The 15,983-nt window shown below is 31.8% G+C and carries 11 protein-coding genes; 5 read left to right on the top strand and 6 right to left on the bottom strand.

Annotated features, from left to right (window positions below):
- Positions 1-189: 189 nt before the first annotated feature.
- Both DZ60_RS0111665 and DZ60_RS0111660 read left to right on the top strand, forming a co-directional pair.
- A complete protein-coding gene (locus DZ60_RS0111665; RefSeq protein WP_025742248.1) occupies positions 190-987 on the top strand; it encodes an ABC transporter substrate-binding protein in 798 nt (265 codons plus the stop codon).
- 94 nt (positions 988-1,081) lie between these two features.
- Positions 1,082-1,861, top strand: coding sequence for an alpha/beta fold hydrolase (locus DZ60_RS0111660; RefSeq protein ID WP_025742247.1), 780 nt, complete (start codon positions 1,082-1,084; stop codon positions 1,859-1,861).
- 8 nt (positions 1,862-1,869) lie between these two features.
- Here DZ60_RS0111660 and DZ60_RS25745 read toward each other — a convergent pair whose 3' ends face one another.
- From DZ60_RS25745 to DZ60_RS0111640, 4 genes are all read right to left on the bottom strand, one after another.
- A complete protein-coding gene (locus DZ60_RS25745) occupies positions 1,870-2,046 on the bottom strand; it encodes a Lacal_2735 family protein (protein ID WP_152537418.1) in 177 nt (58 codons plus the stop codon).
- Positions 2,047-2,466: 420 nt separating this feature from the next.
- Complete coding sequence (locus tag DZ60_RS0111650; RefSeq protein ID WP_025742246.1) at positions 2,467-3,177, bottom strand: DUF4197 domain-containing protein; 711 nt, start codon at positions 3,175-3,177, stop codon at positions 2,467-2,469.
- Positions 3,178-3,362: 185 nt separating this feature from the next.
- Positions 3,363-4,217, bottom strand: coding sequence for a formyltetrahydrofolate deformylase (gene purU / locus DZ60_RS0111645; RefSeq protein WP_025742245.1), 855 nt, complete (start codon positions 4,215-4,217; stop codon positions 3,363-3,365).
- 194 nt (positions 4,218-4,411) lie between these two features.
- On the bottom strand, positions 4,412-7,015 hold the full coding sequence (locus DZ60_RS0111640; RefSeq protein WP_025742244.1) for a zinc-dependent metalloprotease: 2,604 nt from the start codon (positions 7,013-7,015) through the stop codon (positions 4,412-4,414).
- 229 nt (positions 7,016-7,244) lie between these two features.
- Here DZ60_RS0111640 and DZ60_RS0111635 point away from each other — a divergent pair, with 229 nt between their 5' ends.
- Positions 7,245-10,691 carry a methylmalonyl-CoA mutase family protein gene (locus tag DZ60_RS0111635; RefSeq protein ID WP_025742243.1) on the top strand — a complete coding sequence of 1,149 codons (3,447 nt, stop codon included), beginning with the start codon at positions 7,245-7,247 and terminating at the stop codon, positions 10,689-10,691.
- Positions 10,692-10,872: 181 nt separating this feature from the next.
- On the opposite strand, the gene DZ60_RS0111630 is transcribed toward DZ60_RS0111635, so the two are convergent.
- Entirely contained in the window at positions 10,873-11,256 is a 384-nt protein-coding gene (locus tag DZ60_RS0111630) for a hypothetical protein (protein ID WP_025742242.1), read from the bottom strand.
- A 149-nt stretch (positions 11,257-11,405) separates the two neighbouring features.
- On the opposite strand from DZ60_RS0111630, the gene DZ60_RS0111625 reads away from it, so the two are divergent.
- Entirely contained in the window at positions 11,406-11,867 is a 462-nt protein-coding gene (locus tag DZ60_RS0111625) for an Lrp/AsnC family transcriptional regulator (RefSeq protein ID WP_025742241.1), read from the top strand.
- 1,740 nt (positions 11,868-13,607) lie between these two features.
- Here DZ60_RS0111625 and DZ60_RS0111620 read toward each other — a convergent pair.
- Entirely contained in the window at positions 13,608-14,816 is a 1,209-nt protein-coding gene (locus tag DZ60_RS0111620; protein WP_025742240.1) for an MDR family MFS transporter, read from the bottom strand.
- A 201-nt stretch (positions 14,817-15,017) separates the two neighbouring features.
- Between DZ60_RS0111620 and DZ60_RS0111615 the strand changes: the two genes are divergently transcribed.
- Positions 15,018-15,632: a DUF1684 domain-containing protein gene (locus DZ60_RS0111615; protein ID WP_025742239.1), complete on the top strand. Its 615-nt coding sequence runs from the start codon at positions 15,018-15,020 to the stop codon at positions 15,630-15,632.
- Positions 15,633-15,983 lie beyond the last annotated feature (351 nt).

Raw genomic sequence — 15,983 nt, 5'->3', positions numbered from 1 at the left:
CAACAAAAAGTCCTATAATACTGTAAATAACAACATTTAGTATAGTTGAATCCATAGCCCCAAAAATTTAGATTAATAATACCTAATATAGGGAATTTTTCTCACAATTCATAATTTAAAAACCTAGTTAATAGGTATTTATGATTTATTTATGAATCGTTGATGTTTGGGTAGAATAGTATTTTATATATGATGCATATTGATCAATTAGGTAGAGAACTTAAGATAAAAGATACCCCAAGGCGTATCATTTCTTTGGTTCCTTCTCAAACAGAATTAGTGGTTGCTTTGGGGTTATTAGATAGTCTAGTAGGGATTACTAAATTTTGTGTTCATCCCGAGAGGATCATAGAAACCAAGGAAATAGTGGGAGGTACAAAAAAAATACATTTTGAAAAGATAAAAAGTCTTAAACCTGATATTATTCTTTGTAATAAAGAAGAGAATACTAAAGAAATTGTAGAACAATTACAAAATGAATTTCCTGTGCATGTGTCTGATGTTTCTTCATTATCAGAATCAGTAGAGCTGATTCAGTTATATGGTAAATTGTTTGATAAGAAAGAAGAGGCAAGTACCATGGTTTCTAAGATAGAGACAGAAAGACTTGTGTTTGATAGGTTTATTGCTCCTCTTCCTAAAAGGAGAGTGGCTTACTTTATTTGGCGAAAACCGTATATGGTATCAGGAAGCAAAACGTTTATAGATAATATGTTAACTATCAATGGTTTTGTTAATGTCTTTGCAGACGAAGTTCGCTATCCTGAAATTTCTGTAGAAACATTGAAAACAATTGAAGATTTAGATGTTATTATGCTTTCATCAGAACCGTACCCCTTTTCACCAAAGCATGTTAAGGAGTTTCAAAACATATGTCCGAATACAAAAATCATTCTAGTTGATGGAGAATACTTTTCTTGGTATGGGTCACGAATGTTAGAAGCATTTACATACTTTACAAAACTGAGAGAATATATAGAACAATAAAGAGAAGGATGATAAACATTTCTATAAATCCTGTTAAGTGTGTTCATTATCTAAAATAAGTTCATATTTTTGGTGTATCAAAACAAAAGGAGTATTGCTTAATTATTCTGTATACAATCATACGAAAAGTACCGAATGGGTTACTTTTGTCCATGGGGCAGGAGGTAGCTCTTCTATCTGGTTTAAGCAGGTTAGAGAATTCAGGAAACATTTTAATGTCTTACTTCTAGATTTAAGAGGACATGGTAATTCTAAGCCAATTCTTAAAGATGCTTTCAACTCTAAATATACATTTGATTCTATAACAGATGATATTGTCGAGGTAATTAATGCAGAAAAAATTCAGAAATCTCATTTTATAGGAATATCACTAGGAACAATTCTGATTAGGAACCTAGCAGAAAAATATCCTGATAGAGTATCAAGCATGATTATGGGAGGCGCGATTATGAAACTCAATCTTAGATCTCAGATTTTGATGAAATTAGGAGTGGTTTTTAAATCAGTGGTACCCTATATGTTATTATATAAGTTTTTTGCTTTTATAATAATGCCTAAAAAGAATCATAAAAAATCAAGATTACTTTTCGTAACTGAGGCAAAAAAATTATACCAAAAAGAGTTTGTTCGTTGGTTTAGATTGACATCAGAGATTAATCCTTTACTTAGGTTTTTTAGAGCAAAAGATATTAATATTCCTATTTTATACCTTATGGGTGAAGAAGATTACCTCTTTTTACCATCAATAGAAAAAATAGTGTCTAATCATAAATTTTCTGAGTTGTTTGTTGTCAAAAATTCTGGACATGTAGTAAATGTTGAGCAACCAGAGGTCTTTAATAAAGAATCAATAGCGTTTATCGCAAGGTTTTAAACAATACTCTACTCTTGAGTAGTTTTTAATATTTCAATTTGATTAAGAATTTGATTTGCTCTCCTATGCAACTCATCACTTTTATTTTTATCCCTTAGAGATATTTTATACGAAGACTTCATTAATTTGCAATACGTATCCTGCAATTTCTGTAATTCACTTCTGTTTCTTGACCAAATAAACATATTTATCGTTTTCTTAATACGTAGTACAAAAATACCAGATAATAAAGCATGTACTTCTTAATGAGGAGTTAACATTGTATAAAGTTGTTATAATTTTAAAAATTTATCAATATACAGAGTCATATCCGAACATAGAAACTGTGAACGATTAGACTGCAAAAAGGATTGGTAAGAAATATTGAATGTAGTTTTTTACCGTGTTAATAAGCTTAAAAGCAGCTAATATTAGATTGTTAGCATATTTTAGTTGCTTTTAAGCTTATAAAACTATTGAAAGCTGAAAATAATATCAAGTACTAATTTTAATAAGACTTATAGCTATATATACTTTCAGTTTATATAGTTTCGGTCATATAAACAAGTTAGTGTAGATGTATAATAGTATTGCGAGTATAAGTTAGATACTCTCAATAAAATCTACTAATCTTGTAAGGCAAATACTTTTTTAAGTAATGTACTGGTTCTTGAATTAATCTTGGTTCGAATATCTTTCTCCTCAACAGCTATCATCGTATATACACCTTTAAGAGCTTGATTAGTGACATAATCAGTAAGGTCTGGATTTACGTTACTAGTAAGAGGTATAGCATTGTATTTGTTAATAATACTAGACCATATTTTATCAGCACCAACTTTAGAAAATGAATTACTAATAACCGGGTTAAATTTTTGATATAATTGAGTATTAGTTTTAGTTTTTAGGTATGAAGTAGCCGCATTGTCACTTCCCAAAAGTATTTGTTTTGCATCATTAAATGTCATCTGTTTAACAGCATTCACAAAAATGGGCGTAGCTTCTTTTACAGCGTCTTCGGCAGCACGGTTAAGAATTAATAACCCTTTATCGGCAAGACTACCAAGTCCGACATCACGTAAAGTTTTATCCACTTTTTGTAATTCTGACGGGAGAAGAATTTTTACTAATTGGTTTTTATAAAAACCATCCTGAAGCGTAAGTTTAGAAACTTGTTTGTCAATACCATTATCTAGTGCCTCTTTAAGACCATTGGCAATGTCAAGGTTACTGAGAACAGAACCTCCGGTACTTTGTGGTAAACTATTTACCACTTGTTGTAATTCTGCACAGCTTGATAATAGAAGTATAGAGAAAATAATAAGAATTTGCTTCATGATATATGTCGGATTTGAGATTGTATTTTTTTAGTTTTTTTAATGATCAATACTCTAAATATAAACAGATGAATTCAAATTTCATTTTTTTGATACAATTAATTTTGATTACCTCTGTAAAAGTTAAATGTTTTCGATGAAATGCCATTTCAAAAAAGAAACGACATTATTTTAGGTATAAAACATTAAGAAAAAATGACAGTTTTATTGTTATACACTAATACTTTTCTTTCTATATGATGCTTTATAGCACGAGAGAGTACAATTTTTTCAAGATCTCGTCCCTTAAGAATAAAGTCTTTAACATTATGAATATGAGAAACTCTTACCACTTCTTGCTCAATGATCGGACCTTCATCTAGATCAGAAGTAACATAATGACTGGTTGTACCGATAATTTTAACTCCTCTTGCGTACGCTGAGTGATATGGTTTTGCTCCAGGAAATGCAGGTAAAAAGGAGTGATGAATGTTAATAATTTTGTTTGGAAATTTATCAACGAAATCTGGAGAAAGAATCTGCATATATCTTGCTAATACAATAAAATCAACTTTATGTTTTTTAAGTAGTGCAAGTTGCTGGTCTTCTGCTTGTTTTTTGTTGTCTTTTGTAACAGGAATATACTCAAACGGAATATTAAAAGCATCAGCAATAGATCTAAGATCCTCATGATTACTTATAATGATAGGAATTTTTACTTTTAATTCTCCCGAGGCATATCTACCCAAAATATCATAAAGACAATGATCATATTTTGAAACAAAAAGAGCCATGCTAGGTTTTTTTTCTGCATTATAAAGTTCCCAATGCATGCCATAATTTTCTGCAACCTGTTCGTTGAAGGATTCTTTGAATTTGGCAAGCTTTTCTTCATCATCATCAAACTCGCACTCTAATCGCATAAAGAATTCTTTTAATTCTCTATCTACATGCTGCTCAATATATGTAGTATTTCCTTTTTTTGCTAAAATGAAGTTGGTAACGGTGGCAATAATTCCCTTTTTATCTGGGCAATTAATAAGTAAGGTTGTTTTTTTCATTATGACTAATGTTTTGCAGCTATAAACTTACTATTATTGATGGGATTTCTGTAATATTTTTTTCTAAAGGTGCTTCTTTTTTTTAGTTTTTAATTTATTGAAAAAGGAATGTTCTTTTTTTTGAATTATCTACAAAATAAATATGGCCGATTCTTTAATAAATCGACCATATTTATAATAGTTGGTAGTTTAATTTATTCGATATCCTTGATAGTATTATTTATTAATGTTTTAAGGAAGTCTTTATGTGCCTTTGTCAAGGTATTTCCTGACATATTAGAAACAAGAGTTTTTACTTTCTTTAAATTGTAAAGAGCCATAGATTTTGCTGCATTTGGGTATTCAATTTTTGAAAAAGTTTCTTGTTCTGGGTGTTCAAGGATCGAAATTAATTTTTTCACATATTCTGACTGAAGGTTTTGTCTATACGTATTTATAGATCCAGAACTATCAGCTGCAAAGATTGCATTATTAAGATCAGTCATAAACTCTGATAGCGTATATGTGTTTCCATATAATTCTGAGTCAATTATTCTCTGTAAGGTGTTATGATGTAAAAGGTGATTCAAAATTTGAGTTTGATGTCCTAAAACCAAATTGTGAATTTTTGGATCTTCGGTAGCAAAAAAGAAATTAAACCCTCGCCTTTGCATAGCGATATAATTATACAAGTCACTTGGAGCATCATATGCATTTGGCGCAAAAACATATTGATTAAGAGCTTGCATCGCTCTTTTTTGATCCGCATATGATACAGGAGTATAGGGTTTTCTACTACTATCTTGCCCTATCATACTTCGGTCAACATACACGCCTCCGATAAATCTAGAGATAACATCTCCCGCTCTTCTATACTGACTTCTTAATATGTAGAATGCTTGTCTAAGTTCTTGATATGATTGTCCTTTAATATTGAATTTAGATTTTATTTTTGGCATTAAAGTATTAACAAGCTTCATTCTATTTATAGAATATGTAATCTGATCATTAGACATATCACCTGTCATAACCCGGGGGTCTATGGCTTTTCCTGGAGAGCGCATATCATCAGCATCATTACCAAAAATCAATTCTGGTTGGGTTGATTGATTAGCAATTTTTTCCAGTTGCTCTTTTGTCTCGGTAGGCATATATCCGTATTGAATAGCCCATTTATCATAGGGTCCTACAGTAGTTGAGTAGTACGGCCCTTGTGTTTGATCTGTACCAATAAGGTTGATTGCCGAATAATCCATAACGGACCCTGTTAGACATTTTCCTTTAATAAATTCAGGATCATTAAGTTGCTTAGGAGTAAAAAGCTGGCTAGCTTTCATATTATGATTTAAACCAAGGGTATGACCCACTTCATGCATTATTAATTCTTTCATAGCTTCTCTTTTCATGCCTTTCATCTCGTTCTCATTGGCTCCAGAGGCTAGTAATGCAGTGTGTCCGAATATCATATTTTCTTGTAGCGTATGGCTATATGAACAAAACTGAGGGTTATGGTAATTTAATTGAGACACATTAACTTGTTTTTTTTGTTCATTACCATGTAGATTAAATAATTTATTATATTTCACTCGATTGGTATGAAATACATATTCCAACATAATATCCGCGCCTAAAATCTGTCCTGTTTTTGGATTCACAAAACTTGGTCCGTAACCTCCAAATTGAGGATCAGGAGAAGAAGTCCATCTTAAAACATTATAGCGAATATCTCCGGCATCCCAAGTAGCATCATCTGGTTGTGTTTTAACAACAATTGCATTTTTAAACCCAGCTTGTTCAAAGGCTTTGTTCCATTCTAAAACAGCTTCTTTAATGGTTTCTCTAAACTCTAATGGGGTTGTGTTTTCTATCCACCATACAATAGGTTCTTTTGGCTCTGATACAGATAGATTAGGTTCTTTTTTTATGAGATTCCAGCGATGAATTAAATCTTTATAAGGAGTGACACTAGCAGAAGTCATATCTGTAACTTGAGTAAAGAAATAACCAATCCTTGGATCATCATACCTTGGTTGGTATTCATTTTTTGGAAGTGCAATCAAACTGTGCTCCACTTTTATAGTAACATTGCGACCATCACTTAATGCTTCAGAACCTGGGTTAAGAACCGATGCGTTATTATAAACGTAATGACTGGTTACATTTACATTCTCAGGATAACTTTTGATAGCATCAATTTTGGTTTTTTCTGAACTTAATTTACCTAGTTTAAAGTCAAAAGGAGATGACTTTGGATGATCTGGATACTTTATTTGCTCAAACGTCTCTTTTAGAAAGAGGTCATCAGACGGAATAAGATATGTTCCCTTTTTAAGATCTTGCGCAGCAATTTTTATACTAGACATTACTCCAGCACTAATATTTGCCTCAGCAGATTTTGACAGAGCGTTATTAGCGTCAAAATAAAATGAAGAGTTTTGAGCAATAAACTCTATTTTATCAAAATGTTTCTTGATTTTAATAACCTTAGAATCTAAGTAAATACCACGAACATACATACCTATATCACTAACTCCATCTGCTACTTGACTAAAATAAATATACTCCTTGTCAATTTGATCTTCAGTGATGAGCATATGTGTAACTCCTGTTATCGTATCCCGATACATGGTAAAAAGCCCTTCGAGTTTCTTACTACTCTTAGTAAGTTCTTCAATAGTTTTTTCTTTTTTCGTTTTTTCTTGTTCTTTGCCCTGTTTTTTTGATTTATTTTTTTGAGCATTCATGTTATTAATTCCTGCTCCCCAAGCTATTAGTATGGACAAGAATAAGACCCTGTTTTTTAATAATCTAAGTGTCATTTTACGTGTGTTTGTGTATTCAAGCTGCAAGATATTTGATTCTAGTGTTATAAATCGAAACTATAACAAAATTCTAAGAAAAATTAGTATGCTATTGTTCAAAGTTGTATCATCGCTGCATCAAACTAATACTGTTGAGAAGTGTTTTTTGATACGAAATTCTTATTTAAAAATGTTTTTAAGTGAGAATTTCGTAAATTAGCACTGATTAATCTTCTATTTATTATCAATGAATCAAAAATCACCATATATACCCAAAAACAAAGTTAGAATCGTGACTGCAGCTTCATTATTCGATGGTCATGATGCCGCGATTAATATTATGCGTCGTATTATACAGTCTACCGGGGTAGAAGTTATTCATTTGGGGCATGATCGCAGTGTAGAAGAAGTTGTTAATTGCGCAATACAAGAAGACGCGAATGCCATAGCGATGACTTCATATCAAGGAGGACATAATGAGTATTTTAAGTATATGTACGATTTGTTGAAGGAAAAAGGAGCGAGCCACATCAAGATATTTGGTGGCGGTGGCGGTGTAATTCTTCCTGAAGAAATTAAGGATTTGATGGATTATGGGATTACTCGAATTTATTCTCCTGATGACGGGAGAGAATTAGGATTACAAGGAATGATAAATGATCTGGTAGCACAATCAGATTTTCCTATAGGGGATGTACTTAATGGAGAAGTAGCACATTTACCAAAAAAGAAAATTGGGGCTATAGCACGTGTTATTTCTGCAGCAGAGAATTTTCCAGAAATAGCAAAAGATGCTCTCGAAAAGATTCATAAGAAGAATATAAATTCTCAAACACCAGTATTAGGGATCACAGGAACAGGAGGAGCAGGAAAATCTTCTCTAGTAGATGAGTTAGTTCGTCGATTTTTACTTGACTTTCCTGAGAAAACTATCGGACTCATTTCGGTAGACCCATCCAAAAGAAAAACCGGAGGAGCGTTATTAGGCGATAGAATTAGAATGAATGCAATTAATTCTCCTAGGGTCTATATGAGATCTCTGGCCACTAGACAATCTAATCTTGCATTATCAAAATATGTGGCAGAAGCTATAGAGGTGTTAAAAGCGGCAGAGTTTGATATTATTATTCTAGAAACTTCAGGTATTGGGCAATCTGATACAGAGATTTTAGAACATAGTGACACCTCCTTATATGTAATGACACCAGAATTTGGAGCTGCCACGCAGTTAGAAAAAATCGATATGTTAGATTTTGCTGATTTGGTAGCTATTAATAAGTTTGACAAGAGAGGTTCTCTCGATGCGCTTAGAGATGTAAAGAAGCAATATATGCGTAATCATCAATTGTGGGATACCCCTCAAGAGGAACTTCCTGTATATGGTACGATTGCCTCACAATTTAATGACCCTGGAATGAATACGCTCTACAAGGCGATAATGGACAAGATGGTAGAAAAAACAGGAGCAGCTCTCAAATCAGATTTTCTGATTTCTAAAGAAATGTCTGAGAAGATTTTTGTAATTCCGCCGAGTCGTACACGCTACTTGTCTGAAATTTCTGAGAATAATAGAGCATATAATAAAAATGTAAAGACCCAAACAAAAGTTGCTCAAAGGTTATATGGTATTTTTCAAACTATTTTATCCGTGACTAATTTGGCGGTTGATGAAGAAGAACTACTTACAAAATCAGGGCTCGACCAAAGTAGGGTGTATGAAGAAACTAAAGATAAAAATACAAAAGTGTTTTTAGATCTTTTATTCGCACAATTTGATCAGGAAAAATTAAATCTAAATCCACATAATTGGGAGACGATCGTAGGGTGGAAACAAAAGGTTCAGAGGTATAAAGATCCCATCTATTCTTTTAAGGTCAGAGATAAAGAAATAAAAATAGAAACACATACCGCATCCTTGTCACAAAGTCAAATTCCTAAAGTTGCATTGCCAAAATATGAAGCTTGGGGAGATATTCTAAAATGGTGTTTACAAGAAAATGTACCTGGAGATTTTCCGTTTACATCTGGCTTATATCCTTTTAAACGAACAGGGGAAGACCCTACCAGAATGTTTGCAGGAGAAGGAGGGCCAGAGCGTACGAATAGACGGTTTCATTATGTAAGTTTAGGAATGCCCGCAAAGCGACTCTCAACAGCTTTTGATTCGGTAACGCTCTACGGTAATGACCCCGATCATAGGCCAGATATCTATGGTAAAATAGGAAACGCAGGAGTATCAATTTGTTGTCTTGATGATGCAAAGAAGTTATATTCAGGTTTTGATTTGACGCATCCTATGACTTCTGTAAGCATGACAATTAATGGTCCTGCGCCTATGTTATTAGGTTTCTTTATGAATGCTGCAATTGATCAAAATTGTGAGAAATATATTAAGACTAATAACCTCGAGTCAGAAGTTGAAGAGACCATCAAGAAAATATACAAAGAAAAAGGAGGCCAACGTCCAAAATATCAAGGAGCACTCCCCGAGGGTAATGATGGACTTGGGTTAATGCTTCTGGGAGTAACAGGGGATCAGGTTTTGCCTAGCGATGTTTATGAAGAAATAAAGAAGACCACTCTAAATACAGTACGAGGTACCGTTCAAGCAGATATACTTAAAGAAGATCAAGCACAGAATACTTGCATTTTTTCTACAGAATTTGCTTTGAGACTAATGGGTGATGTACAGGAATATTTTATTGACAAACAGGTACGTAATTTTTATTCTGTATCTATTTCTGGATATCATATTGCAGAAGCTGGGGCCAACCCTATTACACAACTAGCCCTAACCCTTGCAAATGGTTTTACCTATGTAGAATATTACCTTAGTCGCGGTATGGATATCAATAAGTTCGGACCAAATTTATCATTCTTTTTTTCTAATGGTATAGATCCAGAATATGCAGTAATTGGTAGGGTAGCACGCAAAATATGGTCCAAAGCTCTAAGAGACAAGTATGGAGCTAATGCAAGAGCTCAAATGTTAAAATATCATATTCAAACTTCTGGTAGATCTTTACATGCTCAAGAAATTGACTTTAATGATATTAGAACAACACTACAAGCCTTGTATGCAATCTATGATAATTGTAACTCACTGCATACAAATGCATATGATGAGGCGATTACAACCCCAACAGAAGAATCCGTTCGTAGGGCAATGGCAATACAGCTGATTATAAATAAGGAATTAGGATTGGCTAAAAATGAAAACCCTATTCAGGGATCTTTTATTATTGAAGAATTAACAGACCTTGTAGAGGATGCTGTACTTATTGAATTTGACAGAATTACAGAGAGAGGAGGAGTATTAGGTGCTATGGAGACAATGTATCAACGAAGTAAAATACAGGAAGAAAGTTTGTACTATGAAACATTAAAGCATACCGGAGAATTTCCTATAATAGGAGTTAATACTTTTTTGAGCTCTAAAGGCTCTCCTACAGTAACACCAGGAGAAGTAATACGAGCAACTGAAGAAGAAAAGCAATATCAAATAACAATGCTTACTGAACTACATAAGAGAAATGCGGCAGATACCACTGTATTATTATCCGAATTACAAGAAAGAGCGATCAATAACAAGAATATTTTTGAATCTCTTATGGAAGTCTGTAAAAAATGTTCATTAGGAGAAATAACAACAGCTTTGTTCGAAGTAGGAGGTCAATATCGACGAAATATGTAAGTTCAAAATTATTTTTATAATTTATAAAAATAAGATGTGTCTTAAATTTAAATCAGAGATAGTGTGTGTAGAACAAAAAAATATGGTTGTTTTGTGAAGTTGTACCTGTACTCTACACCTATGTAGAAATAATACCTATATGTTTTAGATACACCTGATTGTAAATTATAGCTTGTAAAATTTATAAAGTAAGTAACCAATTACGTTGTAGGTGTTTGAATTTTCTCAATTCCTTACGTAATAAAATCAAAAATTCTTTACCGTTGCTTTGAGACTGCTCAAGGCGCTGGCAATTTTTGTAGAGTCGATTAGTGATATGAATCAAAGAGTTAGCATGCTTAATTCGGTCATCCTGAAAAGCTTGATTTTCTGCGCTAATTATTTTAAGTGCTAATAAATCAGATTGCCGTATGATATCACCTGTAAAATAGATATGTGGATTTTCCGACCCATTGTTTTGTAGTGATGATAGGTCATGAATAAGATACGTAGAAATATTTCTAGAAAGTCTGAATATTTCTAGAGCCTTTTTATGTAATCTTTTATTTCGGGGTTGTAATCTCATACATGTTTTCCTTATCCAAAAATAAAGCTATTTTCGATAAATTTTCTTTCTAATTTAATATAAAAAAGCTAATTTGCCTTAATAATTAAAGTGAAACTTGTTTTTTGTTTTAAAAACGAAGTATTTGTACTTGTAACAGTAAATAACTTATGAAAGTAGATACCACGAATTGGGAAATTTTAAAATGTCTTCAGCAAAATGCTAGATTATCTAATGCAGAGATAGGCAGAAAAGTAGGTCTTAGTTCTCCAGCAGTGGCAGAAAGAATAAAAAAAATGGAGGATTATGGGATTCTAAATGGTTATGTAGCAAAAGTATCTTATACAAAAACAGGATATCAATTGAAGGCAATGATCACTTTACGAGCATTTATGGGTAGATTGAAGCCTTTTTTGGTCAAAGTTTCTGATTTTGATGAGGTTATGAATTGCTACAGGATCACAGGTAATGAAAATATTATTATGGAAGTCATCCTGAGAGATCAGATACATTTACAAGAATTCATTGACCGATTGATTACCTATGGTGAAGTAAAAACACATATAATATTATCAAACCTAATAGAAAGTAGTCCTATTACTAATAAAGCGTTAAGAAGAGTTGAAATATAATTATGGCACAGATTTTGTTTAGTTTATTATAAAGAAATACATCTTATCTTGTGTGAGGACATTAGTTAGGGAAACTAAAGAGAGTACAGGGAAAGATTAAAAAACGTCTAAAAGAAACTTAGACGTTTTTTTGTGCGATTTGTTTTTAATAATAACCTATCGTACTATTCGTATTTTGTATGAAGGAAATCATTGTTCCTAGAGTGGTCAAAGCTGGGTAACGCCATTATTGGGGTAATAGGTGTTAAAAATAGCAGGTAGGTAGTTATCAATACCAAAGAAAAAAGTGTTGTTAGATAAATTGTCACACTTGCATCTAAAATATCTATAGAAGTATTTGTTTAAATAGCTTGTGCATAGAATAATAACATGCTGATTCATAATTTTTTTAAAAAGTCTTTGTTTCTATAACAGTACTATTGTTAATTACAAAATTATTATTACAAGAGTCAATTTTATGAATTTGTGTTTTGGTAATACCTTTTATAGTTAATGATTAGAGTAAAATCTTATCTTTATACTGTTTTTTTATATAAATTTGTGTATTTCATCGATTATTTATGTTTTTTAACGTTGTTTTCTTTGGTTTAACAATTTTTTTACATTATATTTATAGTAACTTAAAAACATATATTGATGTATGTTTGAAACTAACGTTTTTGAATGTATGACGATGCATATTTAGGATATTAGTTTGACATACTTCAGGGATAAATTAAGTGTGAGGACATTAGTCTAAAGACCCCAAATTTTGAAACTAAAGAGAGTACGTAATTTGCCCCAGTAAACTTATAAAAGCGTTCATAAAGAACGCTTTTTTTGTGCATACTATTATCAATCCCTGAATGACCTTTTTACTTATTAGTACCTAATAGCTATTTATGTTTTTTTATTAGTTGGTTGTTAAATATAAACGTATCGAAACCTATTGATAAAATATTTTTTAAATCGTACCGTGATTAATAATAATCTTTGATTTGTTATGTCTAAAAATGAGTTTTTGTTAAAAAATGTGTATTTCATCGATTATTTATGTTTTTTAACGTTGTTTTTTTTGGTTTGACGTTTTTTTTATGTTCATTTGTAATAACATAAAAACATATTGATGTATACTACTAATTAACATTTTGGGTTGTATGACGATACAGAACTAAAATATTAATTTGGAATACATCAGGGATGAATTAAGTGTGAGGACATTAGTCTTAAGACCCCAAATTTTGAAACTAAAGAGAGTACATAATTTAGCCCCAAAACTTATAAAAGCGTTCATAAAGAACGCTTTTTTTGTATTCTTAATTTTCTCGGTATTCAATTTATTATAGCCCTAACGTAGTAATCATGAATTTAATGTTTGGTTAATTTGTGTTTTGTTATAATATGCTACATTTTATACTTCCTAATTCTTGAAAATATATTTATATTTTGATACCTATTTTTTAGTTTTTGACGTATTTTTTTGTAATTGTTTTTTTTTATAGTAGATTTGTAATTCTCACAATTATAAGTATTTATGTCTAATGTTTTAGGTTTTGTATACTATTTACCTGAAATATTAGTTTGGAATATAAGTAAGGGATAAATTAAGTGTGAGGACATTAGTTAAAAGCCCCATATAACTTGAAGCTAAAGAGAGTACATAATTTGCCCTATTACAGGAAAGCGTTCTAATGAACGCTTTCTTTGTTTTTATTTCTAAGGCGACAATCAAGTTTATAAATGGTGTCGTAAAGAGCAATGCTATTTTATTTCTTGATTGAGCTTTTGTTTTACCAGATAAAGTAAAAACATACCTATTGCTGCAATTATGGTCATTAAAATCCAGGTGTTATTATAACCAAAATAATTGATCAGTTGCATACCCGAATTATGACCAAAAATATGGGCTACCGAAAAAGACATGCTATATAGTCCCATATAGGCACCTTGTCTACCTTTCTTAGATCGCTCAAGGGCAAATGCATTTCCAAACGGAAAAGCAACCATTTCTCCAAAAGTTGCCATAATCATACCAATAATAAGGATCCCTACCCATGGTGTTACTAGAAATAGAGCGAAGCTGATTCCTGTAAGAATAAATCCAATAGTTACATTTCGTATTTTGGTGAGAGAAGTCTTTTCTAAATGCGTAATTAGGGGCATCTCGAATAAAAAGATCAAAGCTCCATTCATGGCTAGTAATAGACCGATTTTTTCTTCTGATAAGTTGTGTATTTCTTTATAATATAGAGGTATGGTAGAAAAATACTGAACAAATATAAAACCGAATAAGACCAATGCTAACAGAAACAACATATAAATACCATCATTATGTGCTGCGATGGGGTTCTTAATTACCACCTCTTTATCCTGTATTTTAGCTTTTTTAGGATGTAAAGTTTTGATCATGACTAATGCAGCCATAATACAAGTGATACCATCTACCCAAAATAGGCCATAATACCCTAGTGAAGCAATTATAGCTCCACCAAGTGCAGGACCAACAGAAAACCCTAAGTTAATAGCTAATCGGATAAAAGTTAATGATCTAGTTTTGTTTTCTGGTTTACTATAGGCACTCAATGCTACAAAAAATGCTGGTCTAGCCATATCCGCAATGGCAATTAAAAAAAAGAAACTAATGCAAATGCTCCAAAAAGAAGAAAAATATTGAATAACTATAAATGAAACCCCTGTTAAGAACAAAGACATAAGAATTACTTTATAGTATCCGATTTGATCACTTAATTTACCTCCTAACCAAGCTCCTAAGAACGATCCCAAACCATAACTTGTCATAATCCATCCAACTTGCTGCAAAGAAAAATCCAAACTATCTGTCAAGTATAAGGATAGGAAAGGAATTACCATTGCACCCGCTCTATTAATGAGTGTAATTAATGCCAACCACCAAATTTCATTTGATAAGCCCGAAAAAGATTTAAAATAACTTAGTAAAATTTTGAGCATATTATTAAGGTCTATTATTTACATAAATTTGGAGGCACTATTCAAATTTATATGACATAACTAATGTTTGATTTTTAGGTAACTATGTGCTTGACGGTAAATTAATCGATAAAAATAGTTTTTTACCTAATATTACTACACAATTTTAATTAAATAAATTAGTTAACTAATTGTAAATTGTACTTTTGCAAAAAAAGAGAGGTGTTTAGGTTTTCATTTTTATTACTTTTTTTTGTTTTAAATACTGTTGCACAGGATTCTGTAGCGATAAAAAGAATCTTGTCTTTTCAGGAAGAGTTAAATGAGAAGTTTAGTTCTAGTGAAACTTCACCATTAACACCAAAGGATCTAGAACGTTTTAAGTCATTGTCTTTTTTCGATATTAATACAAACTTTTGTGTACAAGCTACGTTTGTTAGAACCCCTTTTGAGACACCTTTTATAATGAAAACCACAACAGGAAGGGAGCCATTGTATGTAAAATATGGAGAGGCAAGTTTTGTGCTAAAGGATAGGAAATATGTTTTATCGATTTATCAAAATCAAGGATTAAAGACACAGCCCGAGTATGAAGATTATTTGTTTCTTCCTTTTACAGACTTAAGCAATGGAGAAGAAAGTTATGCTGGGGGGCGTTTTATAGACCTAAAAATACCTGATGGTAAAAATATAGTGATAGATTTTAACACAGCGTATAACCCATACTGTGCATATAATTCACGATATTCTTGCCCTATACCACCAGCAGAAAATCATGTAGATCTCAAGATTGTTGCGGGTGTAATGAAGTATAATAAGTATCCTGAGAACGAATAATGGTGGTTTAGTCTGGATTCTAGATTTTTTTAACACTCACTGTTTATAGTTTTACTTAACCGCTTTATAGAATATAACTGTTACTTATATGCGCTGATGTAGAGCATGATTTTCTTTTCTTTTTTACTCCTAAATTGATCGAGGCTTTTTGAGATTAAGGTTTTAGAAGTTGCTATGTTACTTTTATCCTGAGGGTTTTATTAAATAGACAATGAGTTTAATTACATATTGAATAAGACTAATTTTCTATGCTCTTGTAAGATTAATGACGGACTTATTGCTGTTTTTAGGCAAAGTTGTTTTTAAAGTGTGGATGTGTTAGTTTGTGACGTCCTGAATAATCGTTACAAG

Source organism: Aquimarina pacifica (assembly GCF_000520955.1).
Classification (GTDB): Bacteria; Bacteroidota; Bacteroidia; order Flavobacteriales; family Flavobacteriaceae; genus Aquimarina; species Aquimarina pacifica.
The sequence above is the reverse complement of the archived record's forward strand: the minus strand, read 5'-3'. Positions and strand labels throughout refer to the sequence as shown.

Coding starts and splice junctions, on each gene's coding strand:
- DZ60_RS0111625 (WP_025742241.1), top strand. CDS start 11,406: ATGAAAGTAGATACCACGAATTGGGAAATTTTAAAATGTCTTCAGCAA.
- DZ60_RS0111620 (WP_025742240.1), bottom strand. CDS start 14,816: ATGCTCAAAATTTTACTAAGTTATTTTAAATCTTTTTCGGGCTTATCA.
- DZ60_RS0111650 (WP_025742246.1), bottom strand. CDS start 3,177: ATGAAGCAAATTCTTATTATTTTCTCTATACTTCTATTATCAAGCTGT.
- DZ60_RS0111635 (WP_025742243.1), top strand. CDS start 7,245: ATGAATCAAAAATCACCATATATACCCAAAAACAAAGTTAGAATCGTG.
- DZ60_RS0111640 (WP_025742244.1), bottom strand. CDS start 7,015: ATGACACTTAGATTATTAAAAAACAGGGTCTTATTCTTGTCCATACTA.
- DZ60_RS0111630 (WP_025742242.1), bottom strand. CDS start 11,256: ATGAGATTACAACCCCGAAATAAAAGATTACATAAAAAGGCTCTAGAA.
- purU (WP_025742245.1), bottom strand. CDS start 4,217: ATGAAAAAAACAACCTTACTTATTAATTGCCCAGATAAAAAGGGAATT.
- DZ60_RS25745 (WP_152537418.1), bottom strand. CDS start 2,046: ATGTTTATTTGGTCAAGAAACAGAAGTGAATTACAGAAATTGCAGGAT.
- DZ60_RS0111665 (WP_025742248.1), top strand. CDS start 190: ATGATGCATATTGATCAATTAGGTAGAGAACTTAAGATAAAAGATACC.